This is a genomic window from Halobaculum rarum (genome assembly GCF_040025155.1).
Taxonomy (GTDB): Archaea; Halobacteriota; Halobacteria; order Halobacteriales; family Haloferacaceae; genus Halobaculum; species Halobaculum rarum.
In genome coordinates this window covers 2098497-2114111 of sequence record NZ_CP157275.1, presented here as the reverse complement: position 1 = coordinate 2114111, position 15615 = coordinate 2098497, and the positions used below count along the sequence as shown (strand labels likewise).

Below are 15615 nucleotides of genomic sequence, written 5' to 3'. Positions count from 1 at the left end.
CCGTCGCACATGAACGATACAGACGCCGCCGACACCGACGCGCCGCACGCCCGTCGACTCGACGCCGTCCGCGACCGCCTCCGTGACGGCGATGCCGACGCGATCGTCCTGTTCCCGAGCACGAACCTCCGATATCTCACGGGCCACAGCGAACACCCCAGCGAGCGCCACTTCCTGCTGTTCGTGACCGCCGACCACGAGCCGGTGTTCCTCGTTCCCGAACTCTCCGGCGAACAGGTGCGCGCCGGGACCGCCGTCAATGACGTGCGCACGTGGGCTGACGACGAGGGCCCCGCGGCGGTGCTGGCGTCGGTCGCGGACGACCTCGGACTGCGGCGTGGGGCCGACAGCGACGGCCGCGACGGCGATGGCGACGACAGCGACGACGGGTCCCACATCCTCGTCGACGACACCATGCACGCCCGGTTCACGCAGGACCTCCGCGAGGTGCTCCCCGGGGCGACGTTCGGGCTCGCGGGCGAGGTGCTCGCGGACCTGCGCGTGATCAAGGACGACGCCGAGATCGCGGCGCTGCGCCACGCCGGCGAGGCCGCCGACGCGGTGATCCGGGAGCTTCGGGCCGACGGCGACGACGTGGTCGGGATGACCGAGGCGGACCTCGCGCGCCACATCGAGGATCGCCTCGTCGCCAACGGCGGGGTCGGCGTCTCCTTCGAGACGATCGTCGGCTCGGGGCCGAACGGAGCGATGCCGCATCACACCCACGGCAACCGCGTGATCCGGGCGAGCGATCCCGTCGTCCTCGACTTCGGCACCCGCGTCGACGGCTACCCCTCCGACCAGACCCGAACGCTCGTGTTCGGCGACGAATCGCCGCCGGAGGGCTTCCGTGAGGTCCACCGCGTCGTGCGCGAGGCGCAGGACGCCGCCGTCGACGCGGTCGAGCCGGGCGTCACGACCGGCGAGATCGACGCCGCCGCCCGCGGGGTCATCGAGGAGGCGGGCTACGGCGACGAGTTCGTCCACCGCACGGGCCACGGCGTTGGCCTCGACGTGCACGAGGAGCCGTACGTCGTCACCGGCGGCGAGCGCGAACTCGAGCCCGGAATGGTGTTCAGTATCGAACCGGGCGTCTACCTGTCCGGCGAGTTCGGCGTCCGGATCGAGGACCTCGTCGTCGTCACCGACGACGGCTGTGTCCGCCTGAACCGAACCGATCGCGACTGGAGGACGGCGTAGTCCCGGAACGTAATCGATTTCTGATATAGAGTCCACGACGCGCGATCTCGACGATCACGCGCACGTGTTCGGGGTCGATCGGCCCACTGGTTTCGGCCGGCCGAAATTAGTCAGTGACGTGAGAGTTATATCCGAGCCCCGGCTAGCCTCGCGCATGATCGACGCCGGCGCGTACGCGTTCGTGTTCCTCGCGGGCCTGGTCACCGCGCTCGCGACCGGGCTGGGCGCGATCCCGTTCTTCCTCGTGGACGAGATCGGCGACCGGTGGAACGTCGTCCTGTGGGGGCTCGCGTCGGGGATCATGCTCGGCGCGTCGCTGTTCGGGCTGGTGAGCGAGGGGCTCGCGTACGGCGGCCCGCTGGAGTTAGGCGTCGGCGTGCTGGCGGGGGTCCTGCTGGTCGTCGTCGCCCACGCGGTGATCGAGGGGGCGGAGGTCGACCCCGGGGCGTACGAGGAGGCCGACTTCAAGAAGCTCCTGCTCATCCTCGGCGTCCTCACGGTTCACAGCTTCCCCGAGGGCGTCGCCGTCGGCGTCTCCTTCGCGGAGCTGGGGTTCGACACGCCCGGCGGGCTCGTGCTGTTCGGCACCGCGGTGCCGCTGCTCGCGGTGTTCATGACCGTCGCCATCTCGATCCACAACGTCCCCGAGGGCGTGGCGGTGTCGATCCCGCTGCGCTCGATGGACGTGTCGCCGCCGAGAATGGTCTGGTGGGCGGTGTTCTCCAGCCTCCCACAGCCGGTCGGGGCGGTGATCGCGTTCTACTTCGTCACGCTCGCCGAGCGGTTCCTCCCGATCGGGTTCGGCTTCGCCGCGGGCGCGATGGTGTATCTCGTGCTCACCGAGTTCATCCCGGAGGCGCTGGAGCTGGGCGAGGGCCTCGCCGGCGACGGTAAGCGCGAGCTCGTCGCGGGCGTCCTCGTCGGGGTCGGCGCGATGGTGCCGCTGCTGTCGGTTACGTCGATGTAGCGCGTGAGAACGGGTATCCCGGCCGGGCGGTCGCGTTAGTGCGAGTGGCCCATCGCGTCCGAGAGGCTCTGTCCGAAGCGGTCCTCGAACAGCTCCTCGGCCTTCTCGTTGATATCGAGCACGTCCTGGGGCGGCTCGCCCTCGCTGTGGTGGGCGATGGCGTGCGCCTGCTGGGCGAACGCCTGCAGGACCACGTCGCTGATAACCTCGCTGGGGTCCTCCCCCTGCTCGGCGAGCATGTCGACGAGCCCCTCGGGGAGGTCGACCTCGTCGCTGTCGCCGTCCGGACCGGTGATCGTGTAGGTTTCAGTTCCAACCATGGCTCTCAGATGGGTCACCGGACGTAAAGGTCCGTGGGTCGCGGGTAGTCGCCGCAAGCGACTGTGTTCGTTCTGCGCATCGTCCGCTGATCCCGGCGACGCCGAGGAGCGAACCGCGTACGGAACCCACCGCGACGGTGCGCGCCAGCCGCAGGCAACCGTACTGTACCGCGAGCGAGGCCGGAGGCCGAGCGAGCGGGTTTTTTGGCATTACGGGAAATCGGAGATTTCCCGTCAGCAGTCGGATTCGGAGAATCCGACAGCATGAACGGGTTTTCGCCGAGCGGTTCCCGCAGGCCGCCGGAGGCGGCCGAGGAAACCCGAGGCGAAAAGAGGTTCTTAGTCGTCCGCGGCCGCGGGCTCCTCTTCCGCCTGCGCCGCCGCCTCGCGCTTCAGGTCCTCGAGGTAGTCGTCGGCGTCGATGGCCGCCTTGCTCCCCATCCCGGCGGCCGTCACGGCCTGCTGGTAGTGGTAGTCGACCACGTCGCCGGCGCCGAACAGCCCGGACACCGCCGTTTCTGTCTGGCCGCCGCCGGAGCCACCGACCGTCTTGAGGTAGCCGTCGTCGTCGAGTTCGACGCCGGTGTCGGCGAGGTAGTCGGTGTTGGGCGTGTGGCCGATGGCGTAAAACACCGCGCCGACCTCGAAGTCCCACTCCTCGGTGTCGGGGTCGTCGAGCTTGTCGGTCGGGTGTCCCTCGGGATTGCGCACGAGCGTGACCGACTCGATGCCAGCCTCGGGCGTCCCGTGGAGCTCGGTCACCTCGGTGTTGCGCATGATCTCGATGTTGCCCTCGTCGACGTGGTCCATCACGCGGTCGATCCAGTAGTCCTCGGCGCGGAACTCCTCGCGACGGTGCGCGATGTACACGGTGTCGGCGAACTTCGTCAGGAAGCTCGCCTCCTCCATCGCGGCGTCGCCGCCGCCGACGACGAGCATGTCCTCGTCGCGGAAGAACGCGCCGTCACACGTCGCACACGTCGAGAGCCCGAAGCCCATCAGCTCGTCCTCGCCCGGGATGCCGAGCGTGCGCGCTGACGCGCCGGAGGCGGCGATGACGGCGTCGGCCGTATACACGTCGCCGTTCGTGAGTTCGACACGGAACGGCCGGTCCGAGTCGTCCACGCGTTCGACGATGCCGTTCTTCACGTCGGCGCCGAAGCGCTTCGCCTGCTCTTTGGCGTTGTTGATGAACTCCGCGCCGTTGATCCCCTCGGGGAACCCCGGGAAGTTCTCGACCTCGGAGGTGAGCGTGAGCTGCCCGCCGGGCTCGTCGCCCTCGAACACGAGCGGCTCGTTGTTGGAGCGTGCCGCGTAGATGGCCGCCGTGAGACCGGCAGAACCGCTCCCGGCGATTATCAACGGACGGTGCTCGACGATATCAGCGGTGTCTGTCATTACCGTTCGATAGGATCGAACGGGGTTTGTACGTTGTGCTGTCGTGCTCGGACCGCGGACAACAGTATTGTTCTGATAAAACAATACAAACGAGCGGTCGCGGCGCGCCCGGTCAGAACGCGACTCGTTCGATCAGTCGACGCGCCAGCCCGACGCGGCTGGACTCGTGCGGGTAGACGGTGACGGTGGTACAGCCCGGGTTCGGGAACTCCGGCCGCTCGTCGAGCAGGGCGTTGCGGAGGCGGTGGTCGGCACCGCGGCGGACGAGCAGGTCGGGCATCGGGGGACGCCCCCCGTCGGTTCGGACCGACTCGGTCCTGACCGGAACCGACACCAACTCGGACAGCTCCGTACGGTAGTCCTCGACGAGCCGCCGCTGTTTGTCCGAGCCGTCGCCGGCAGCCGGCTGCCACAGCGACAGTTCGCCGCCGTTGGCGGCGGCGACCGCCTCGGCGACGTCGACGGCGAGCGGCGGGTACGGCCCCACGTCGCCGGAGAGCACGACCCGTTTCGGGTCGTCGTAGCCGAGGTTGTCGACGAGCAGCACGTCGCAGGGCGCGTGCCTGACGACCCAGTCGATCGGATCGCCGAACAGCCGCGACCGGACCCGGAGGGGCTCGTGCTCGGCGACGATCGTGTCCACCCCGCGGTGGGTCGCGAAGTTGACCACCGCGTGTTTCGTGTCGTGGCTGACGATCTCGTCGGCCTCGATGTCGACGCCGAACTCGTCGGCGAGCGCGTTCACCCGGGTCTCGAAGGATCGGTCGGCGTCGGACTGGACGGTCACCCCCTCGGTGAGCGGTGCCTGGTCGGGCACTTCCTGGAACCGAACGGCGACGACGCGGCCGTCGTCCTCGCGGACGAGATCCGCCGCCAGCGCGACCAGCGCGCGCTCGCGCTCCGGGTCGAGGTCCTTCGTGAGCGCGAGCAGCACCTCCTTGGTGTCGGGACGCTCGGCGAGCGCGGACTCGATCTCCGAGAGCGCGTCCCGACTGACCTGCCGCCGGATCGCGTCGGTCGCGGCGCCCTCGCGGTCGACCCGCGGGCGGACGTACAGGAAGTACCAGATGACACTGCCGACGGTGATGACGCCGGCGCCCGCGAGCGCGATCGTCCCCATCTGTGTCAACAGCAGGAAGCCGGAGACAGTGCCGAACACCTGAATCCACGGGTACAGCGGCGAGGTGAACACCGGCTCGTACTCGGTGCTCCCCTCGCGAAAGGCGACCACCGCGACGTTGATCATCGCGAACACCATTATCTGGAACGCGCTCGCGAGCTTGGCGATGTCGAGGATCGGGACGAACGCGATCAGCGCGAGCAGCACCGCGCCGGTCAGCGTGATCGACGTGACGGGCGTGCCGAACCGTTCGCTGACGGACGACAGCGACGGCGGTGCGAGCATGTCGCGGCTCATCGCGAACGGGTAGCGCGACGACGAGAGGATGCCCGCGTTCGCCGTCGAGATCAGCGCGAGCACGGCCGCGACGATGACCGCGACGACCCCCGCCTGCCCGAGTGTCTGTTCCGCGCCGACGGCGACGGGCGTCAGCGAGCCGGCGACGCTGCCGGGATCGGTGATGCCGACCAGCACGGCGACGACGACGACGTACAGCACCGTCGTGAACGCCAGCGACCCGAGGATCCCGAGCGGGATGTTCCGTCCGGGGTCCTCGACCTCCTCGGCGACGCTGGCGACCTTCGTGACGCCCGCGTACGAGACGAACACGAGCCCGGTCGCCGCGAGGATGCCGCCGACGCCGTAGCCGAAGAAGTCGACGTAGTTGGCGGACTGGACGCTGGGAGCGCTCCCGGCGGCGAACCATCCCAGCGCCGCCAGCATCACGACGACGATGGCGACCTGGAGCCGGCCGGTCTGCTTGGCGCCGACGATGTTCACGAGGATCAACACGGCCGCAAGCCCCAGCGCGACGGGCTTGAGAGGGAGATCGAACAGCAAGAGGAGGTACGGAACGCCGCCCACGAGCGCGAGCGCGCCCTTGAACGACAGCGAGAACCACGTGCCGACGCCGGCGATCGTTCCCAGCAGCGGTCCCATCCCGCGTTCGATGTAGATGTACGTTCCGCCGGCCTCCGGCATCGCGGTCGCCATCTCCGACTTCGAGAGGGCCGCCGGGACCACCAGCAGGCCGGCGAGCGCGTACGCGAGGATCACCGCCGGGCCGGCGATCTCCAGCGCCAGCGCCGGCAGGATGAAGATGCCGCTGCCGATCATCGCGCCGATACTGATCGCGAGGACGGACGGGAGACCGAGGTCTCGTTCGAGTTCCTTCATGGTGAGGTGTGGATCGGGCGACCCGGATCGGGGCACGGAACCGCCCGGTTGTTCGTCCGTTCCTACATGACGGGACCAGATAAATCAGGCGCTTCTATTGACGGATCGTCAACGATCGGTATAGATTAGTCTCTTTCCGTCCGCAAAATGGCCCCGCCGAGACTGCACGACGGACCGGGGAACACTAAAGCGTCGGCGGGAGCACTCCACGATACAGATGAAGGACGGCGAGTTGGATTCCGTCGACCGGCACATCCTCTATTACCTCCAGCAGGACGCGCGGGGGACGTCGTCGAGCGACATCGCGGAGAAGCTCGACCTCTCGGCGAGCACGGTGCGGACCCGCCTCAACAAGCTCGAGAAGTCGGGGATCGTCCGCGGCTACCACATCGACATCGACTACGACCTCGCGGGCTACCCGCTGTACACGAAGATCGTCTGCACCGCGCGGATCCCGGAGCGCGACGAGCTGGGGAGGAAGGCCAGAGAGATCCGCGGCGTGACGGCGGTCCGCGAGATCATGACCGGCGAGCGGAACGTGTACGTGAACGCGATCGGTCGCGACCACGACGACCTCGACCGGATCAACCGGGAGCTGGACGAACTGGGGCTGGAGATCATCGACGAGCAGCTCATCCGCGACGAGCACGTCTGCCCGTACCGCGGCTTCCTCGACCCCGAGGAGGACCCGGAGAACGGACCGGGGGGCGACGAGTCGTGATCGCGGGGACTCGCCGCGTTCTAGCGTGCCGTCGCCGCGACGGCGACACGCTCAGGGACGGCCGGCCGGATCTGTCTTGACATGCCCGCCGATCTCGACGAGAAGACGACCAGATACGGGGAGATGCTCGCGGACGCCCTCGCGGCGGCGGAGGTGTGCGTCCCGGAGGGGACGCCGCTCCACGGGATGGCTCTGGAGTGCGAGGAGATGGCCGTCTCCTATCTCGAGGACGGGCGCCACTTCCGCGAGCGCGGCGACCCGGTGAACGCGCTGGCGTCGTACTCCTACGGCTACGGGTGGCTCGACTGCGGCGTCCGCATGGGCCTGTTCGCGATCCCCGAGGACACCGACCTGTTCACGATGGAGTGAGCGGACTCGGGGTTCCGGACCGTGGCGGCGGTTTTATCGTGCGATCGTGACAACGTTCGGGTATGGACGACACCCGATTCACGGACATCGTCGTCGCCACCGACGGCAGCGATCCCGCCGCCGCCGCCGTCGATGCGGCGATCGGGCTCGCGGCCGGCACCGGCGCGACGCTGCACGCCTGCACCGTGGTGAACCCCTTCCCGACCGGACAGTCGCTCGCCGACCTCAGGAAGCGCCGCGAGGAGGCCGACGAGCGCGTCGAGTCGATCGTCGCGCGCGCCGAGGACGCCGGCGTCGACGCCGTCGCGACCGTCCGCGAGGGAATGCCGGCCGACCAGTTGCTCGCGTACGTCGAGGAGGTCGGCGCGGATATGGTGGTCATCGGCACCCACGGCAGGGGCGGCGCGAGGCGTGTGCTCCTCGGCTCGGTCGCGGAGACCGTCGTCCGCACCGCGGACGTGCCCGTGCTCGTGGTCCACGGCGACGCCGTCGAGGTCGAGTGGGGGAGCGGGAGCCGGCTCCTGCTGGCGACCGACGGCAGCGACGCGGTGGCCCCGGCCGAGCGGATCGGCGCCGACCTCGCGGCGACGCTGGGCGCGCGACTCACCGCCGTCAGCGCCGTCGACCAGGCGCGGGCGCTCACCAACGCCGGGGGCGGCGTGCTCACGAACGAGACGGTCGAGTCGGTCAAGCGTGCGCTGACGACCCGGGCAACCGACGCCGTCGACCGGGCGCTCGACCGCGCCGAGGAGGCCGGGGTCGACGCCGACGGCGAGGTGATCGAGGGCGAGCCGAGCAGGGCCGTCTGCGGGTACGCCCGCGACGCCGACGCGGACCTCGTCGTCGTCGGGACACACGGCAGAACCGGCGTCCGCCGGGTCGTGCTCGGGTCGGTCGCCGAGCGGATCCTCAGGGCCGCGGACCGGCCCGTTCTGGTGGTGCCGGCCGCTGCCGGCTCGCTCGCCGGGGCAGGGGCGAAAGCGGATGCGGAATCGAAAGAGTAGGCGTCGCCGTTCGCGTCAGTCGAGCCGGATCTCCGGTCCGTCGTCGCCGTCCTCGACGGTCAGCCCGAGCGCCTCCAGGTCGTCTCGGAGGCGGTCGGCGCGCTCGTAGTTACCGGCCTCGCGCTCGGCCTCGCGTACGTCGAGTACGAGATCCGCGAGGTCGCCGACCAGCTCCACGTCGCCGCCCGCCTCGCGGCCGAGTTCGAGCCCGAACACGTCGCCGCCGAACTCCTCGAAGGTCTCGACCGCGCGGCGCAGGCCCCGGTAGTCGTACGCGTGGGCGTCCCCGTCGTCGACGCTGTCGTTGGCGGAGCCAACGCGCTCGACGTGGCGGTGAACCGCCGTCCCGAGATCGAGCAGGGCGCCGAACGCCTCGCGGACGTTCAGGTCGTCGTTCATCGCCTCGACGACCCCCTCGCGGGCGTCGTCGACTGCCGCGCGGAGGTCGTCGTCGGTCGCCTTCGCCCGGGCGTCGACCGAGTCGCAGGCGTCGACGGCCGTCTCGTAGGCGCGTTCGAGGCGGTCCCAGCGCTCCTCGGCCTCGGCCATCGCGTCCTCGGAGAACACCTGGTCGCCGCGGTACTGTGCGCCCAGATAGAACGTGCGCAGGACGTTCACGCCGAACTCCTCGAGCGCGTCCGAGACGGTGAAGAAGTTGCCGAGGCTGGAGGACATCTTGTCCTCGGTCGTCTCGAGCAGGCCGTTGTGGAGCCAGTAGCGCGCGAACCGATGACCCGTCGCGGCCTCGCTTTGGGCGATCTCGTTCTCGTGGTGGGGGAAGACGAGGTCGCGCCCGCCCATGTGGACGTCGAGCGTGTCCCCGAGGTGGCTGGTGGACATCGCCGAGCACTCGATGTGCCACCCGGGGCGCCCCTCGCCCCACGGTGACTCCCACGTCTGGCCCGTCGGGAGGTCACCCTCGTGGTCGTGTTTGCGGTGCTCGCGGACGGCGTCCGCGTCGACGCCGTCGGCCTTCCACAGCGCGAAGTCTCCGGGGTGTCGCTTCTCCGCGAGCACGTCCTCCTCCTCGTCGGCCTCCAGTTCCTCCGGGCGCTGGTTCGAGAGGTGACCGTACTCCTCGAACGAGGTCACGTCGAAGTAGACGGAGCCGTTCGCCTCGTAGGCGTGGCCCGACTCGATCAGTCGTTCGACCAGCGAGATGATCTCCGGAATGTGCTCGGACACGCGGGGGTACACCGCCGCGCGCTTGAGGTTGAGCCCGCGCATGTTCTCGATGACCTCCTCGGTGAAGTGGCGGGCCACGTCCGCCTCGGTGTCCCAGTCCTCGCGCTCGCCCACGCGGGCGGCGATCTTCTCGTTCACGTCGGTGACGTTCTCGACGTGGCGCACGTCGTAGCCGAGGTGGTCGAGCCATCGGTGGAGGACGTCGGCGTGGAACCACAGCCGCGCGTGGCCGAGGTGCGCGTCGTCCGAGACCGTCAGCCCACAGACGTACAGCAGGACCTCGTCGTCGCTCGCCGGCTCGAACGCCTCCCGTTCGCCCGTCAGGGTGTTGGTCACGGACAGACCCATATCGGGCGCCGCTACGCGGTCCTCCGTGTTAAACGGTCGAAGATCGAGTCGGCAGGCGGTGGGGGCGGACACGACGGGAGACGGGCCCCTCGAGTCCGGAGCGGCGCGATCAGTCGTCAAGCACGGCCTCGACGGCCCGGAGCGCGTCGGCGCCGGCCCGGGAACCGACCACCACGGCCAGCCCGCTCGGCGTCACCCCGGCGGCGTCGACGGCGACGCCCGCGGTGCGGAGTCGCCCGAGCACGCGTTCGAGCGCGCGCGGCCCCACGTCGCCGGCGGCGACGACCGCGGTCGCGTCGCCCGCGCCGGCGACGTACTCTGTCCCGCCGACGGCAAGGAGTGCCTCCGCGTCACCGTCGGCACCGTTGCCGTCGCGGTCGGCGGCCGAACCGTCGACCGCTCCGACGCCGCGCTCCATTCGGACGCGCGCGTCGCCCCCGGCGTCAGATTCGTCTCTGCCGGACGAGTCCCCGTCGTCGCCCGACTCGTTCGCGAACCGGCGAAGCGCCGTCGCCACGGCGTCGGGGTCGGCGTCGATGTCGAGCGTCGCCGCGGCGGCCGCGTAGTTCACGACGCCGGCGCGGAGGGCGTCGTACAGGAACGGTTGCTCGCGGACGGCGGCGCGGGTTTCCTCGGCGACGGTCATGAACGGGGACGCGACGGCGGCGGACATAATCACGGCGGTCCGTGAGTGACACGGACGCAACCATGGTGAGTGACACGGACGCGACCGCGACGAGTTCGGTGCCGCCGCGTCACGGCCAAGCGCGTCCGTCCCCCGAAGCGAGTTTCAGTAAGACCGCGGACAGAAACATCATTCAGATTACGCTTTAGTCGGCGGGAGCCCACCGTCCGTATGCAATGAGACAACCGACCCAGCTGGGACACGGCGTCCCCGAGCCCGACGCATCGATCGGTCCGGCGGTCGCGGTCGTCGCGGTCGTGCTGGCGGCGCTGCTCGCGTCACTGTTTCCGCTCGTCGCCGCGGCCGCCGGCGGTGCGACGGTCGCACTCGCCGCGAGACGACTCCTGCCCGTCGCACGGGAGCAGTTCGTCGGCCGACAACGACGAGTGTGTCTCCCCGGCACCCGCGCGTGTGTCGCGGTCTGAAACAGTCGTATCGCGGTCCCCGCTGACGCCCCTCCCCGCATCCTGCTGACACACCCCTCCACGCGTTCCCCCACGCGCCCGCCCTCCCCTGCCGAAGGCGATAAGGTCGCTCCGGCCCTCGATTCGTCCATGAGTCAGGCGCTGGTCATCGTCGCCCACGGGTCACACCTGAACCCCGGATCGAGCGCGCCCACCTACGACCACGCGGACACGATCCGCGCGGCCGGCGCGTTCGACGAGGTTCGAACCGGATTCTGGAAGGAGGAACCGAGCCTGCGGGAGGTGTTGCGCACCTGCGAGGCCGACGAGGTGTACGTCGTTCCGATGTTCATCTCGGAGGGCTACTTCACCGAGCAGGTGATCCCGCGCGAGCTCCGCCTCGGCGACTGGGACGTGGCCGATTGGGACTCCGACGGCCTCTCGGCGGACGTGGCCACCTACACCGCCGAGGACACCGGCCAGACGGTCCACTACTGCGGGCCGGTCGGCACCCACGAGTCGATGACGGACGTGCTGGTGCGCCGGGCCGAGAGCGTGACGAACGACCCCGACGTGGGGGAGGGCTTCGGCTTCGCCGTCGTCGGCCACGGCACCGAGCGCAACGAGAACTCCGCGAAGGCCATCGAGTATCACGCCGAGCGCGTCCGCGACATGGACCGCTTCGACGAGGTACAGGCGCTGTACATGGACGAGGAGCCCGAGGTCGACGACGTGACCGACTACTTCACCGTCGAGGACGTGGTCGTCGTCCCGCTGTTCATCTCCGATGGCTTCCACACGCAGGAGGACATCCCCGAGGACATGGGCCTCACCGACGACTACCGCACCGGCTACGACGTGCCCGCCGCGGTCGACGGCCACCGCATCTGGTACGCCGGCGCCGTCGGCACCGAGGCGCTGATGGCCGACGTGGTGCTGGAGCGCGCGGCCGACGCCGGCGCCGACGTGAGCGCCGCCATCGAGTCCGTCCGCGAGACGACCCGCGTCGCCCCGGGGGCGGACGACTGAATGCTGGCGCGACAGTTCGACGCGCTGCTGGCGGCCGCCGAGTCCGACGGCGGGATCGACTTCGACGGCCTGCACGTCGCCCGCGAGGGTGACGAGCGCGAGGGCGACGAAGGCGGAGCCGCCTCGGGCGACGGCGGCTACACCTTCGCCACGCCCGAACACGAGGCGACCGGCCTCTCGGAGTCCGAGCTTCACGCGCACGCAGCGGACAGCCCGTACGTCACCAACTGGTACTTCTGGGAGCGGGAGGTGCAGCGCCACGACTCTCCCCGCCGGGCGTTCCTTCGGCGCGCGGAGGCGGCCGCCGACCACGCCGTCCACGAGCGGTACGACGCGCTCGCCGACGGGATGGTCACCGAGTGGGGGCAACTCCGCATCGAGGCGACGCTCGCGGACGCCGTGGGTGACGTGGGCGCCGCCGACGGCTCTCGCCGCTACGACGTGCGCCACGTCGACGACGCCGACCGCGCGGTCGACGAGCTGGAGCGATACGACGACCCACTCGAGGCCCGCGAGCTGTCGAAACACGACGACGACGGGATGTACCGCCCGCTGAAGACCGGGGCGAACATGCCGACCGGCTGGGCCTTCCACGATCTGGACTGGCGCGACGCGGTGGAGACGGTCGAGACGCTGTACCCCGCGACGGTCGCGAACTGGTACCGCGAGCGGGAGGGACGCCTCGACATCGACCACTGGACGGACACGACCGACCGCCAGACCGGCATCTACGGGATCGTCTCGGAGCTGCCCCGCGAGGCCGTCGAGTGGGTCGCGGAGGCGGCCTGTGACGACTCCCAGTGCGTGAAGCGCCGTGAGTGGCAGTACGACGAGGGCGACGACCTCGCCGCCGACGGCGGGACCGGCGCGTTCCCGTGCCGGGAGCCGTGCTCGCTCGTGATCGCGGCCGCGCGCAGGTGGACGAAGCTGGAGGAGGAGGAACCCCGCGAGTACACGTTCCACCTGACACCCAGCGAGAAGGACCAGATCGAGGGCGTCATCGACGCCGTCGCAGACGGCCGCGCCGACGAGATCCGCGAGGCCGACGTGTACGAGGACGCCAACCGCTACCGGACGCGCTACCTCCGCGCGAAGCTGTTCGACGACCACGGCAACCTGGGGGGCGTTCCGACGGATCCCGAGGAAGGGCACGACGACCACGACGGCTAATCCGTACGGCAACCTAGCGACCCGCCCGACTCGTCTATCCGAGCAGCAGGAATCCGGCGACCAGCACCGCGACACAGACGGCGACCACCCCGAGCGTGACCGCGAGTCCGTCGAGCGCGACGGCGACGATCCCCGCCCCGACGAGCGCCGCGGCCGCGAGAGCGCCGACCGCGAGCGTCCCCGGCTTCGGCGAAGACGCCGCCACCTCGCGATCGATCGCCGCGCCCGCGACCGAACGGGCACGTTCGATACCCTCCGCGAGTTGCTGTTGTACGGCCGACGCTGATACCGACCGTTCGTCATCCGTCGGCGTCGACGCCGACGGGTCGGCGGCCGACGCCGGTGAGTCGCCGTCGGCGGTCGCCGGCGGGACGACCCGCAGCGGCACGGTCGTCTTCTCCGCACCGTGGCCCACGACGATCTCCAGGGCCCCCTCCACCGCGGCGTTCACGGACGCGACCGACACGCGAACCGTGCGGGTCGCCCCGCCGTCGACGTAGTGATTCGGCGGCGCGACCGACGCGGCCTCGGCGATCGGTCCGTCGAATCGCAGGTGTACGTGGATCGGCTCCCCCTCGTTTCTGAGCGCGACGGCGAACTCGCCGTCGGCCGCGAACGATTCCGGCGCTGTCACCCCGTTGAGCCGGTCGCGGTTCAGCGTCACCCCCAGGACGGCTGCCTCTGACGACACGGGTTCCCCTCCCGCCGGGACGATAAAAAAGTTCGTCGCCGCGGCGACTATCGTCGACCGACGCCTCCGGTAGACGGCGAGGCCGAGAGCCGTCGCCTACTCGCGCATGTCCGGCGGCAGCAGGTTCGGGATCCCGTCCTCGATGGGATACGTCTCGCCGCAGTCGGTGCAGGTGAGCGTGCCCGCGATGATCTCGCCGTCCTCGCCCTCCTCGCGTTCGGTCACGTCGAGTTCGAGGTCGTGCTTGTCGAGCGGGCAGCAGACGATGTCCAACAGGGACTCCTTCATTGGCCGATTCGTGGCGCGGGTCGGCCAAAAGCGTGCGGGTTCCACGTGTCCGTGTCGGCGCTCGCGTCCGTGTCGTCGGGACCGAGACCCACACGTGGGCGTCGCGGCCGCCCTATTCCCAGGGGTTCGTCCGCACGACCGTCTGCTCGCGGTCGGGCCCGACGCCGACGGCGTAGACGGGCGTGTCGAGTTGGCCCTCGAGGTATTCCAGGTAGTCGCGGGCGGCGGCGGGCAGCGCCTCGTACCCCTCCTCGGCGACGGCGGCGACGTCGAACGCCTCCCACGGATCGAACTCGCGCACCACCGGCTCGCACTCGGCCCAGCGCTCGGTCGTCGCCGGCAGCGACAGTCGCTCCTCGCCGTCGAGGTCGTACGCGTGGCCGACCTTCAGCTCGTCCAGCCCGCCGAGCACGTCGAGGTGGTTGACGGCGATCCCGGTGTAGCCGTTGACGCGAGCGGCGTGGCGTAGCATCGGCACGTCGAGCCAGCCGATGCGGCGCGGCCGGCCGGTGACGGTGCCGAACTCGCCGCCCTTCTCGCGGATGTCGCTCGCGAGCGTCTCCTCGCGCTCGTCGCCGTCGAGTTCGGTCGGCATCGGGCCCTCGCCGACGCGCGAGAGGTACGCCTTCACGACGCCGACGACCTCGCCGCGTCCGGTGACGGTCGGGCCGACGCCGGTACCGGTGGCGGCGCCGCCGGCGGTCGGGTTCGAGGAGGTGACGTACGGGTAGCTCCCGTGGTCGACGTCGATGAGGGTGCCCTGCGCGCCCTCGAACATGACGTTGTCCCCGGACTCCCTGCGGTCGTGGAGGAAATCCGAACAGTTGACCGCCATCCCCTCCTCGCGGAGGCGACGACCGAACTCGGCGTACTCCTCGTGGAGCGCGTCGATGTCGAGTTCCTCCCCCACATCGAGCCCGTACACGTCCTCGACGAGCGCGCGCTTCTGCGGGACGGCGTACTCCAACCGCTCGCGCAGCACGTCCGGATCGAGCAGGTCGCCGACGCGGACGCCGCGGCGACCCGCCTTGTCCTCGTAGGTGGGACCGATCCCGCGACCGGTCGTGCCGACCTCGAGGCCGGAGTCGGAGTCGGCCTTCGCCTCCTCCTCGATGCCGTCGAGACGCCGGTGATACGGCATGATGACGTGCGCGCGCTTGGCGACACGCACGTCCGGCTCCAGTCCGCGTTCCCGGAGCGTCCCGATCTCCTCGAAGAGCGTGCGCGGGTTCACGACGCAGCCGTTCCCGAGCACGCCGACCTTGCCGCGGACGGCGCCGGAGGGAACCAGCGAGAGCGCGTACTCCTCGCCGCCCTCGACGACGGTGTGGCCGGCGTTGTCGCCCCCCTGATACCGCACGACGACGTCGGCGTCCCCGCCCCACAGGTCGACGAGGGCGCCCTTGCCCTCGTCCCCGAGCTGGGAACCGACGATGGTGACAGTCATACCGACCGCTGGTTCCGCGCGGCACAATAAACCGATTACGGTCCGCGGGCAGTGATGATCCACATATGTGTATTATCGCGTCCCAGAACGGAC

16 protein-coding genes are annotated in these 15615 nt (G+C 70.1%); 8 read left to right on the top strand and 8 right to left on the bottom strand.

What is annotated here, in order from left to right; all coding sequences use genetic code 11:
• Window positions 1–9 precede the first annotated feature (9 nt).
• Together ABJD39_RS10955 and ABJD39_RS10950 are read left to right on the top strand one after the other, a co-directional pair.
• The gene (locus ABJD39_RS10955) at window positions 10–1200 is read left to right on the top strand and encodes a Xaa-Pro peptidase family protein (RefSeq protein WP_348608364.1); all 1191 of its coding nucleotides are present in this window, start codon (window positions 10–12) and stop codon (window positions 1198–1200) included.
• Between the two features lie 154 nt (window positions 1201–1354).
• Window positions 1355–2167: a ZIP family metal transporter gene (locus tag ABJD39_RS10950; protein WP_348608361.1), complete on the top strand. Its 813-nt coding sequence runs from the start codon at window positions 1355–1357 to the stop codon at window positions 2165–2167.
• Between the two features lie 35 nt (window positions 2168–2202).
• Here the strand turns inward: ABJD39_RS10950 and ABJD39_RS10945 are convergent, their stop codons facing one another.
• From ABJD39_RS10945 to ABJD39_RS10935, 3 genes are all read right to left on the bottom strand, one after another.
• A complete protein-coding gene (locus ABJD39_RS10945; RefSeq protein WP_348608358.1) occupies window positions 2203–2487 on the bottom strand; it encodes a DUF7545 family protein in 285 nt (94 codons plus the stop codon).
• 339 nt (window positions 2488–2826) lie between these two features.
• Window positions 2827–3885, bottom strand: a complete 1059-nt coding sequence (locus ABJD39_RS10940; protein WP_348608355.1) for an NAD(P)/FAD-dependent oxidoreductase — start codon at window positions 3883–3885, stop codon at window positions 2827–2829.
• Window positions 3886–3997: 112 nt separating this feature from the next.
• The gene (locus ABJD39_RS10935) at window positions 3998–6181 is read right to left on the bottom strand and encodes a universal stress protein (protein WP_348608352.1); all 2184 of its coding nucleotides are present in this window, start codon (window positions 6179–6181) and stop codon (window positions 3998–4000) included.
• Window positions 6182–6398: 217 nt separating this feature from the next.
• Between ABJD39_RS10935 and ABJD39_RS10930 the strand changes: the two genes are divergently transcribed.
• From ABJD39_RS10930 to ABJD39_RS10920, 3 genes are all read left to right on the top strand, one after another.
• Entirely contained in the window at window positions 6399–6902 is a 504-nt protein-coding gene (locus ABJD39_RS10930; RefSeq protein ID WP_348608346.1) for an Lrp/AsnC family transcriptional regulator, read from the top strand.
• A gap of 81 nt (window positions 6903–6983) precedes the next feature.
• Entirely contained in the window at window positions 6984–7271 is a 288-nt protein-coding gene (locus ABJD39_RS10925; protein WP_348608343.1) for a DUF357 domain-containing protein, read from the top strand.
• 62 nt (window positions 7272–7333) lie between these two features.
• A complete protein-coding gene (locus ABJD39_RS10920) occupies window positions 7334–8275 on the top strand; it encodes a universal stress protein (RefSeq protein WP_348608340.1) in 942 nt (313 codons plus the stop codon).
• Window positions 8276–8290: 15 nt separating this feature from the next.
• Here the strand turns inward: ABJD39_RS10920 and cysS are convergent, their stop codons facing one another.
• A complete protein-coding gene (gene cysS, locus ABJD39_RS10915) occupies window positions 8291–9808 on the bottom strand; it encodes a cysteine--tRNA ligase (RefSeq protein ID WP_348608337.1) in 1518 nt (505 codons plus the stop codon).
• A gap of 109 nt (window positions 9809–9917) precedes the next feature.
• Window positions 9918–10454: a DUF7523 family protein gene (locus ABJD39_RS10910; RefSeq protein ID WP_348608334.1), complete on the bottom strand. Its 537-nt coding sequence runs from the start codon at window positions 10452–10454 to the stop codon at window positions 9918–9920.
• Between the two features lie 215 nt (window positions 10455–10669).
• Between ABJD39_RS10910 and ABJD39_RS10905 the strand changes: the two genes are divergently transcribed.
• The 3 genes from ABJD39_RS10905 to ABJD39_RS10895 all read left to right on the top strand — a co-directional run bounded on the left by ABJD39_RS10905 (window position 10670) and on the right by ABJD39_RS10895 (window position 13096).
• A complete protein-coding gene (locus ABJD39_RS10905) occupies window positions 10670–10918 on the top strand; it encodes a hypothetical protein (RefSeq protein ID WP_348608331.1) in 249 nt (82 codons plus the stop codon).
• Window positions 10919–11047: 129 nt separating this feature from the next.
• On the top strand, window positions 11048–11926 hold the full coding sequence (locus ABJD39_RS10900; RefSeq protein ID WP_348608328.1) for a CbiX/SirB N-terminal domain-containing protein: 879 nt from the start codon (window positions 11048–11050) through the stop codon (window positions 11924–11926).
• The gene (locus ABJD39_RS10895; protein WP_348608325.1) at window positions 11927–13096 is read left to right on the top strand and encodes a DR2241 family protein; all 1170 of its coding nucleotides are present in this window, start codon (window positions 11927–11929) and stop codon (window positions 13094–13096) included. It begins immediately after the preceding gene.
• Window positions 13097–13130: 34 nt separating this feature from the next.
• Here ABJD39_RS10895 and ABJD39_RS10890 read toward each other — a convergent pair whose 3' ends face one another.
• From ABJD39_RS10890 to ABJD39_RS10880, 3 genes are all read right to left on the bottom strand, one after another.
• A complete protein-coding gene (locus tag ABJD39_RS10890) occupies window positions 13131–13787 on the bottom strand; it encodes a DUF7524 family protein (protein ID WP_348608322.1) in 657 nt (218 codons plus the stop codon).
• 96 nt (window positions 13788–13883) lie between these two features.
• Complete coding sequence (locus ABJD39_RS10885) at window positions 13884–14075, bottom strand: methytransferase partner Trm112 (RefSeq protein ID WP_348608319.1); 192 nt, start codon at window positions 14073–14075, stop codon at window positions 13884–13886.
• Window positions 14076–14187: 112 nt separating this feature from the next.
• The gene (locus ABJD39_RS10880) at window positions 14188–15522 is read right to left on the bottom strand and encodes an adenylosuccinate synthase (protein ID WP_348608316.1); all 1335 of its coding nucleotides are present in this window, start codon (window positions 15520–15522) and stop codon (window positions 14188–14190) included.
• Between the last annotated feature and the right edge of the window lie 93 nt (window positions 15523–15615).